At 72.4% G+C, this 9,312-nt stretch carries 9 protein-coding genes; 4 read left to right on the top strand and 5 right to left on the bottom strand.

All coding sequences use genetic code 11. The features are described 5' to 3' along the window. Together CCN39_RS32920 and CCN39_RS32915 are read left to right on the top strand one after the other, a co-directional pair. Window positions 1–657, top strand: a 657-nt coding sequence (locus CCN39_RS32920; RefSeq protein ID WP_143264243.1) for a ClpB D2-like domain containing protein, incomplete at its 5' end; no start/stop codon positions are given. Between the two features lie 109 nt (window positions 658–766). Continuing rightward, a complete protein-coding gene (locus tag CCN39_RS32915; RefSeq protein WP_086848633.1) occupies window positions 767–2,491 on the top strand; it encodes an Hsp70 family protein in 1,725 nt (574 codons plus the stop codon). A gap of 1 nt (window position 2,492) precedes the next feature. Here the strand turns inward: CCN39_RS32915 and CCN39_RS32910 are convergent, their stop codons facing one another. The 3 genes from CCN39_RS32910 to CCN39_RS32900 are packed head-to-tail and all read right to left on the bottom strand — an operon-like array spanning window position 2,493 to window position 4,393. After that, a complete protein-coding gene (locus CCN39_RS32910; RefSeq protein ID WP_086848632.1) occupies window positions 2,493–2,957 on the bottom strand; it encodes a YbaB/EbfC family nucleoid-associated protein in 465 nt (154 codons plus the stop codon). Beyond that, the gene (locus tag CCN39_RS32905; protein WP_244211105.1) at window positions 2,950–4,008 is read right to left on the bottom strand and encodes a hypothetical protein; all 1,059 of its coding nucleotides are present in this window, start codon (window positions 4,006–4,008) and stop codon (window positions 2,950–2,952) included. Before CCN39_RS32905 ends, CCN39_RS32910 begins: the two co-directional genes overlap by 8 nt. A gap of 1 nt (window position 4,009) precedes the next feature. Next, entirely contained in the window at window positions 4,010–4,393 is a 384-nt protein-coding gene (locus tag CCN39_RS32900) for a hypothetical protein (protein WP_086848631.1), read from the bottom strand. A 162-nt stretch (window positions 4,394–4,555) separates the two neighbouring features. On the opposite strand from CCN39_RS32900, the gene CCN39_RS32895 reads away from it, so the two are divergent. Next, window positions 4,556–5,218: an Ig-like domain-containing protein gene (locus tag CCN39_RS32895; protein ID WP_086848630.1), complete on the top strand. Its 663-nt coding sequence runs from the start codon at window positions 4,556–4,558 to the stop codon at window positions 5,216–5,218. Between the two features lie 191 nt (window positions 5,219–5,409). Here the strand turns inward: CCN39_RS32895 and pcp are convergent, their stop codons facing one another. Both pcp and CCN39_RS32885 read right to left on the bottom strand, forming a co-directional pair. Next, entirely contained in the window at window positions 5,410–6,051 is a 642-nt protein-coding gene (pcp, locus tag CCN39_RS32890) for a pyroglutamyl-peptidase I (protein ID WP_086848629.1), read from the bottom strand. A gap of 76 nt (window positions 6,052–6,127) precedes the next feature. Next, window positions 6,128–7,561 carry a M1 family metallopeptidase gene (locus CCN39_RS32885; protein ID WP_086848628.1) on the bottom strand — a complete coding sequence of 478 codons (1,434 nt, stop codon included), beginning with the start codon at window positions 7,559–7,561 and terminating at the stop codon, window positions 6,128–6,130. 148 nt (window positions 7,562–7,709) lie between these two features. Here CCN39_RS32885 and CCN39_RS32880 point away from each other — a divergent pair. Beyond that, on the top strand, window positions 7,710–9,312 hold a 1,603-nt coding region (locus tag CCN39_RS32880; protein ID WP_143264242.1), incomplete at its 3' end, for an AfsR/SARP family transcriptional regulator.

Raw genomic sequence — 9,312 nt, 5'->3', positions numbered from 1 at the left:
ACGCTGCTGCAGGTGCTGGAAGACGGGCGCCTGACCGACGGTCAGGGCCGCACGGTCGACTTCAAGAACACCGTCCTCATCTTCACGTCCAACCTGGGCACCTCGGACATCTCCAAGTCCGTGTCGCTCGGGTTCGCCGGGTCCAACGACACCGGCACCCGGTACGAGAAGATGAAGCAGAAGGTCAACGAGGAAATGAAGAAGCATTTCCGCCCGGAGTTCCTGAACCGGATCGATGACATCATCGTGTTCCACCAGCTGACCCAGGAACAGATCATCATGATGGTCGACCTGATGATCGGCCGGGTCGAGACGCAGCTCAAGGCCAAGGACATGGAGCTGGAACTCACCGCCAAGGCCAAGGCGTTGCTGGCCAAGCGCGGGTTCGACCCCGTGCTCGGTGCCCGGCCGCTGCGCCGCACCATCCAGCGCGAGATCGAAGACCAGCTCTCGGAGAAAATCCTCTTCGGCGAGGTCGAACCGGGCCAGATCATCCTGGTCGACGTCGAAGGCTGGAGCGGCAACCCCGAAGACAAGGACGACCAGGCCCGCTTCACCTTCCGCGGTGAGCGTCGTCCGTCGTCGATCCCGGACGCCCCGCCGGTCAGCATCGGCGCCGGCCACGAGGAGCAGGGCGGCGAAGCCGAAGGCGAGTGATCGTCGCGTAGTACGCCAGGAGGAGGGCGGTTCCCCGGTTCGGGGAGCCGCCCTTTTCGCTGTTGGGGCGCGTGAGACGATGCCCGCGGACCTTGGGAGGGGAATCCGCTTGGACGTGCTGTCGATCGACTTCGGGACTTCCAGCACCGTCGGCGTCCTCTCCGCCTTCGGGCGCGGGCCGCGGGCCATCGAGGTCGACGGGTCGGTCACCATGTCCTCCGCCGTCTACCTCAACGATGACGGCCTGCTCGTCGTCGGCCAGGACGCCGAACGGCGCGCCCGCCTCGAGCCCAGCCGGTTCGAACCCAACCCGAAGCGGCGCATCGACGAAGGCGCGATCCGGCTCGGGGACGCCGACATCCCGGTCATCGACGCTTTCGCCGCCGTCCTGCGCAGGATGGGTGAGGAGGCCGAACGGCAGCTCGGCCGCCCGCTCGCGCAGACCCGGATCTCGCACCCCGCCGGCTGGGGCGCGGACCGGCAGGACGTCCTGCGGGCCGCCGCCGCGGACGCCCGGCTCGCCGATGTCCAGCTGATCCCCGAACCCGTTGCCGCCGCCGCGCACTACGCCAGCCTGGGGAGCCGGGCCGGTGGGCCCATCGGCGTCTACGATCTCGGGGCCGGCACCTTCGACTGCGCCGTCGTCGGGGTCACCCGGCAGGGCTTCACCGTGCTCGCCGAGGACGGCCTGCCCGACCTCGGCAGCCTCGACATCGACCAGGCCTTGCTGGTCCACATCGGACGCGAGGTGTCGCACGCCGATCCCGCGCAGTGGCAACGCCTCCTGCGGCCGCAGACCACCGCCGACCGCCGGACGCGGCGGGCGTTGCTCCAGGATGTGCGTGACGCCAAGGAAAGCCTCTCGCGGCACGCGCAGACCCACGTGCCGATGCCCGAGCCCTTCGGCGACGTCCTCGTCAGCCGGGACGAGCTCGAGGCGCTCGTGCGGCCCAGCCTGCTGCGCAGCGCCGAACTGCTCGCCGCCACCATCCGCCGCGCCCGTCTCACGCCCGGGCAGCTCGCCGGTGTCTACCTCGTCGGCGGGCCGAGCCGGATGCCGCTGCTGGCCACCCTGCTCGGGCGGCAGCTCGGCGTCGCGCCGACCACGCAGGACCAGCCCGAGACGGCCGTCGCCTTCGGGCTCCACCACGTTCCGCTCGGCACCCCCACCGACCTCACCGTGCCCGCGTTCGCGCCGGTCCGCCCGCCGGTGACGCCGCCGCGGCCCCAGCCGTGGCAGCAGCGAGTCCGGCCGCCGCAGTACGCGCCACCACTGGCGCCGCCGCGGCCGGAACCGGTGCCGCGCAAGCGGACCAAGCTGGTCATCGGCCTGGCCGTGCTCGTGGTTGCCGCGATCACGGCGACCGTCGTCGTGCTCCTCGCGACTCGCAGCGACTCCGCCCAATCCACTGTGGACTGCACGACCACGGCCCAGCGCGACCAGGCCGGGTTCACCCCCTGCCTGCGTTCACTGGCCGGCACCGTCCCCGACCGGGCCACCTGCCGGGCCGCCGACGACATCGGCGCGCGGCTGCACGCCCAGGCGGCCGTCACCTGCGGGATCACCGGCGGTGCCGTCAGCTACTACCAGGGCGTGACCGTCGAGGAGATCGAGGTGACCGCGAAGCTGCAAGCGGACGGCAACGCGCTCGAGCGCGGCACCTGGGCCGGCGGCGGGCTGCACGGCCGGTACGTGGCCGGGGCCGGCAGGTCGTCCGCGATCGTGCTCTTCGGGGCGGACGGCCGCCGGGCGGCCGGGCTCTTCACTTCGCGCGAGGCCCACCGCACCAGCGACCTGCTCGCGTTCTTCGAACGCAGCCTCAAGCCGGCCTGACTCACCAGGCCTTGTCGAACCGCATGCCGCCGGCGTACCAGTCGTCGTCCGGCACCGGCCCGGACGGCGGTGCGGCGGCCGCGGCGTCCGACGACCGGTCCTTGAGCACCTTGCCGTCCTCCGCGGGCGGTGCCGGAGCAGCAGGAGCGGCGGCCACCGGAACCGGCGCCGGCTCGAACTGCACCCGCCAGCGCAGCCGGTCCATCAGGTAGCCGCCGCTGCCCAGCGGCGCCAGCAACTGACCGGTCCGCTTCGCCGACTCGCGCTGGGCCTCGACGTAGGTGCGCAGGACGGCGTCCGCGATCTCCGCCGGTGACATCCCCGAGACGGCGTCGGTGAGCCGCAGCCGGGTCAGCACGCCGTCGGTGTTGACCGACAGCGAAACCGCGCCGTCGGCGGACGTCGCCGTCGCCGACAGCGTGGACAGTTCGGCCAGGAGGGCTTCGCGGTCCGGGCCGTCAGCCATCCAGCCTCCCGGCGTGCGTGGCGCCGCTGGACACCTGGCCGTCGGAGGCGATGTCGACGTTCGCGTCGCGGACGTTCTTCTCGGTCTGCCGCGACGTGCGGTCGGTTTCGAAGTTGTCCGGGTCGAAGCTCGAGCCCGGGCTGACGTCCGGCGCGTCCGGGATCTTCGGCAGGTCGACGGCTTCGTCGCCGATGCGGTCCGCGAGCGTCCCGGCGGCCTCGCCGGCGGCGTCGCGGATCTTGCCCGCGCTGTCCAGGAAACTCTGGTACAGGTCGAACCCGTTGTCGCCGGTGATCTCCGCCTGGTTCGCCACGACCGCGGTGATCGCGCCACCGGCGGCGTTCCCGGCGACGATCGCGCCGTTGGCCATGGTGAAGATCGTCGCGCCGGCCGCCGCGCCCGCACCGGCGGTGGCCACGGTGAGCAGCCCGGTGACCGCGCCCGCGAACGTCGCCGCCAGCACCTTCGACATGGCCGCTTCGCGCTTGCGCTCCTGCGACTTCTGGTAGTCCTCCGCCGTCTTCTTGAACGTGGAGCCGAGGTTGTTGAGGTCCTGCCGGGCCGAAGCGATGGCCTCGCGCGCGGCGACGATGTCGCTCTCCAGGATGGTGATCTTGGTTTCGACCTCGGTGAAGGTGTCCGCGAGCTCGTTGAGGTAGGCCTTGACGGCGTTGGCCGCGGAGCCGCGCCAGACGTCGAGGAACTGCCGGGCGTCGTCGAGCTTCGGGCCCGAGTCGCGCTGCAGCGCCTTCCAGACGGCGTCGTGCCGCATGATCAGGCTCTGCAGGCCGTCGGCCGAGTCGTGGTCGATGTCGGCGTCGGAGAACTCGCGGTAGATGGCGGCGACGTCGTCCTGCATCTTCCGGAAGCCGTCGTCGCCGGGGCCCATGCCGAAGATCCAGTCGGTCATCCGCAGGATTTCCAGCGCGTCGAGGGCGTCGGTCGCGCCCTCCTTCAGGTCCTCGGAGACGCCGTCCAGGAGTTCCGCGCGGCGGTCGTCGCCACTGGACATCGGCTGGGCGTCGAGCCCGGTGTCGAAGTAGCCGTCCACGTCAGTTCCCCTCCAGGCCCGCGGCCGCGCGGTTGACGTGCTGCTTCGAGTCCTCGTCGGCCTTTTCGTACAGCTCCGCGACCCGCATCAGCGCGTGGCTGGTGTCCGCGGTGGTCTGGTGCAGCTGCGCGACCAGCTTCTGGATCTTCGCCAGGTGGTCGTTGTAGGCCGCCGCGACGGCCGGCATGCCGAGCGTGCGGCCGAAGGCGTTGTCCGCCGGGAACATCGCGCCGAGGCCGCCGAACAGCCCGCCGCCGCCGTCCGACTTGACGGGGACGTCGGTGCCGCGCAGGCCGGTCGACGCGGCTTCCGCGGCATCGGCCGCTCCCTGGAGGGCTCGGGCCGAGTCCCGCAGGTCCTGCAGGTCGGTCTCGAATCCGATCATCGCTCACCTCTTCTTCGGACTGCGCGTTCCGGACATGTAAACACCGTTCGATCACGTGACAGGTGGCTTTGCCGGGGGTGTGCCTCAGATCACGACGGCCTCGCCGTACCGCCGAACGGGGGAATGTGGTCCGTAGCGCGCCGCGTCGGCGCTCCTACCTGCATGAGCACTGTCACGAAACCCCGGGCGCCGACCGTGCGGCGCCGGCTGCGCGAGGCGAAACGCTTCTCCTGGACGGGATTCGCGGTCACGGTCGGGGCGTCGCTGCTCGGCACCCTCGTCCCGGCGGCGATCGGCGCGGGCCCGGACGCGACGCTGATCTCCACGCTGGTGGTCACGGTCCTGGCGGCCGGCGGGTTCACCGCCAAGGACGGCAGCGCCCGCGGGATCAAGGCGATCGCGATCGTGCTGCTGGCGACGGGCGCGCTGGTCCTGACGGTCACCGGGGTGACCGTGCTCGACCTGGTGCGGGGGCGCCCGGCGACGTTCCCGGGGGTGCCGGAGGTGGCCGCGGAAGCGCGGGTGATCGTCCCGGAGTCGGTCGCGTGTGGCACGACCCCGGTGCACACGACGACGACCTGCGTGGTGGCGGTCCGCAGCGTCGGCGCGAGCGCGCTGCGGGTCAGCGGGATCGAGGTGGACAGCGCGGACTTCACGGTGGACGCGAGCGCGTGCGTCGGCCAGGACGTGGCGCCCGGCCGCCGCTGCGCGCTGGTGGTCAGGTTCACGCCGACCTGGAGCGGCGACCGGGTCGCGGACCTGACGGTCCACCACAACGTCCCGGGCCCGGCGGCGTTCGTCGAGCTCACCGGCCGCGGTGGTTAGTGCTCGGCGCCTACGTGACCAGAAGCCGCGGGGCGCGAACCCGCCGGCGGAGCGAGCTGTGGAACGGCCGCGCCGGCATGGCGAAGGGACCCGCGGCGTAACTCGCGTGATCGGGGACGTAAGTGACGTGATTGGGGACGTATCTCGCGTGATTGGGGACGTAACTCGCGTGGTTGAAGGGGGTTGGCGGGTCAGTGCTCCGCGCCCGCGCTGACCGGCAGGTCCTCGGTGACGCGCAATGCCGTGTCCGCCAGTGCTTCCAGCGCGACGGCGATCCGGGCCGCGCTCAGCGACGGTTCGGGCTTGCCCGCCGCGGCGACCTGTTCCGGGCTGAACGGGACGTGCACGAACCCGCCGCGCACGCCCGGGAACTCCGTGGCCAGCAGGTGCATCAGGCCGTAGAAGACCTGGTTGCACACGTACGTCCCGGCGGTGTGGGACACCGACGCCGGTACGCCCGCCGCGCGGATCGCCGCTACGCACGCCTTCACCGGCAACGTCGTGAAGTACGCCGCTGGGCCGTCCGGAACCACCGGGGCGTCCACCGGCTGGGCGCCCGCGTTGTCCGGGATGCGGGCGTCGATCAGGTTGATCGCCACCCGTTCCGGAGTCACCTCGGCCCGGCCGCCCGCTTGGCCCGCGCAGACCACGAGCGACGGCCGGTGCTCCGCCAGCGCCCGCCGCAGCGCGGGGAGCGACGTCGCGAATGCGCACGGCAGCTCCACCGCCGCCACGTCGCCTCGGCGCGCGGCCACCAGTGAAACCGCCTGCCACGAGGGGTTGACCGACTCGCCGCCGAACGGCGCGAACCCCGTCATCAGCACCCTGGCCATGTCCCCTCCCGGAACGGACCGAAAAGCGTCGAGGCCACCCTACGTCCGCAGGGTGGCCTCGACGAACTACCGCGAATCAGGCGGCGGGCTTCAGCCCACCCGGGTAGAGGTACTGGTCGGCCGGCTTGCCGGTGCCGTACACCCACGCGTCGAAGAAGCCCTGGAGGCTCCGGTGCGCGGCGAATTCGGTGAACCGCTGGAACTCCTGCACGCTCGCGTTGCCGTCGCGGTGCAGCGACGGCCAGGTCTTCAGGACCCAGGAGAAGGCCTGCTCACCGATGTAGTTGCGCAGTGCGTGCAGCATCATCGGGCCCTTCGAGTACACGTACGTGAACTCGTTGCCCTGACCCATGTCGTAGAGCTTGCCGTTCCAGAGCCGCGCCGGTGCCGTCTTGACGTCGTCGGCGTACTGCTTGTTCAGGTCGACGCCTTCCTTCGCCTCGTCCCACAGCCAGGTGGCGTAGGAGGCGAAGCACTCGTTGAGGCAGACGTCACGCCAGTGCGCGACCGCCACCGAGTCGCCGTACCACTGGTGGGCGTTCTCGTGGACGATCGTCGGGACCGTGCCGGCCCAGCCCGCCGAGTAGATCGGCCGGCTCATCGTCTCCAGCGAGAAGCCGATCTGCTCGTTGAGGAAGATGCCGCCCGCCGCGTCGATCGGGTACTTGCCGAACTTCGACTCGAGGAAGTCGAGGATCTCCGGCAGCCGCGCCTCGGCCTGTTTCGTCGAGTCGGGGACACCCGGGGCGAACGCGCTGACGATCGGCGTGCCGTCCTTGCGCTTCTGGCGGTCGAACGTCCACTTGTCGATCGCGACCGTCGTCATGTACGGCACGATCGGCGTCTCTTCGGCCCAGACGTGCGTGGTGCCGCCCGGTGCCTTGACCGACGGCTTCTCGCGGCCGTTGGCGATCACGCCCCACTCGTCGGGCACGGTGATCGCCAGGTGGAACGTGGCCTTGTCGAGCGGGGTGTCGTTGACCGGGTACCAGGTCGTGGCCGACCTCGGCTCGCCGGCGACGAACGCGCCGCCCGCCTGGGCGAACTGCCAGCCGTTGTTGCCGAGCGCCGGATCGCTGATCGGCGCGGGCACGCCGTGGTAGGCGATCTTGACCTTGAAGTGCTGGCCCCGCCACAGCGCGCGCGAAGGCGTGACGACCAGTTCGTGGTCACCGCTCCGGCTGAACCGGGCGTCCCGGCCGTCGACCTTCACCGAGTCGACGGTCAGGCCCTTGAAGTCCAGGTTGAACGAGCTGAGCGCCTGCGTCGCCCGCGCGGCGATGTCCTGGTTCCCGGTCAGCTGGTGCGACGCGGGGTCGTAGGTGACCTTGAGGTTGTAGTCGGCGACGTCGTAGCCGCCGTTGCCGTCCTGCGGGTAGTAGCTGTCACCGGCGCCGTCACTGCCGGGCTTCGCCGCGCCCCAGCCGTCGCCCGCCGCGGCGACGCCGGTGCCGAGGCAGAGGCCGGCGACCACGGCGGCCGCCACCACGACCGGTTTCTGTCCCCTCATGAACGCTCCTGTCCGTATGCGGATGGGCATCTTCCGCAACGTATCGCCGGGAACGGGCGCTCCGGGAGAGGGCGTCGCATTTGTCCGGATAATCAGCACTTCCGTCGGCCCGCCCCGGCGGTGGCCCGCCGTCTGGAAAGCTGGACGCATGCGCGTTGCGCTGCTGGGCCCGCTGCGGGCGGCGGAAGACGACGGCACGCCGATCGACATCGGCGGCGCCCGCCTCCGCATGCTCCTGGCCAGGCTGGCGCTGGACGCCGGGCGCGCGGTCCCGGCCGACGCGCTCGTCGACGGGCTCTGGGGCGCCGAACCGCCGGCCGACGCCGCCAACGCCCTGCAGTCGCTGGTCTCGCGGCTGCGGAAGGTCCTGCCGGTGGCGGTCGAATCCGGGCCGGGTGGCTACCGGCTCGCGGTCGACGCCGGTCACGTCGACGCCGAGCGGTTCGAACGGCTCGCCGCCGACGGGCGCCGTGAGCTGGCCGCGGGCCGGGACACCCGCGCCGCCGACCTGCTCACCGAGGCCCTCGCGCTGTGGCAGGGGCCCGCGCTCGCCGACGTCCTCGACGCGCCGTTCGCGTCCGCGCCGGCGCGGCGGCTCACCGACCTGCGGGCCGAAGCGGCCGAGGACCGCTTCGACGCCCTGATCCGGCTGGGCGAGCACGCCGCCGTGCTGGCCGACCTGACCGCGGCCGCCGACGCCGACCCGCTGCGCGAACGGCTCGCCGGGCTGCGGATCCGCGCGCTGTGCGCGGCCGGGCGGCAGTCGGAAGCCCTCTCCGTCTACGCCGGGATCCGCCGCACGCTGGCCGACCAGCTCGGCGTCGACCCCTCGGCCGAACTGCAGGAGATCCACGTCGCCGCGCTGCGCGGCGAGTTCGCGCCGCCGTCGCCGGTGGCCGATCGGCTGCCCACCCGGCTGACCACGTTCGTCGGCCGCGACGACGAGCTCAAGCTGCTCGCCGAGCTCCTCGGCGGCGCCCGGCTGGTCACGCTGACCGGGCCGGGCGGGGCGGGCAAGACCCGGCTGGCCACCGAGGCGGCGTCGCGGCACCCCGCCCACCAGCGGGGCCGCGTCTGGTTCGCCGCGCTGGCCGGCGTCCGCGACCCCGACGACGTCGCCGGTGCGCTGCTGGGCGCCCTGGAAGTCCGCGAGATCCGCACCGAAGCCGAGGTCCACCGGCGGCCGCCGGATCCGGTGGCGCAGGCCGTCGAGGTGCTCGGCGGCGAGGAAGCCCTGCTGGTGCTGGACAACTGCGAGCACGTCGTCGACGCCGCCGCGCGGCTGGCCGACGAACTGCTGCACCGGGCGCCGCGGCTGCGGATCCTGGCCACCAGCCGCGAGCCGCTGGCCATCACCGGCGAGGCGCTGTGCCCGCTCGGCCCGCTGCCGGTGCCCGCGGAACGCGCCGCGCCCGCGGAGGCCGCCGAGCTCGACTCGACGCGGCTGTTCCTCGACCGGGCCGCCGCGGTCCGCCCCGACTTCCTGCTCGACGAGTCCACTGTGGACCACGTCGGGGAGATCTGCCGCCGGCTCGACGGGATGCCGCTGGCGCTGGAGCTGGCCGCGGCGCGGCTGCGGTCGATGACGGTGACCCAGATCGCCGGACGGCTCGGCGACCGGTTCCGGCTGCTCACCTCGGGCAGCCGGACGGCGCTGCCGCGGCAGCGGACGCTGCGCGCGGTCGTCGAGTGGAGCTGGGAACTGCTGGCCGAGCCCGAGCTGGTGCTGGCCCGGCGGCTCGCGGTGTTCG

It is taken from the genome of Amycolatopsis kentuckyensis (assembly GCF_002155975.1).
Classification (GTDB): Bacteria; Actinomycetota; Actinomycetes; order Mycobacteriales; family Pseudonocardiaceae; genus Amycolatopsis; species Amycolatopsis kentuckyensis.
This window is presented reverse-complemented; position numbering and strand designations above follow the sequence as displayed.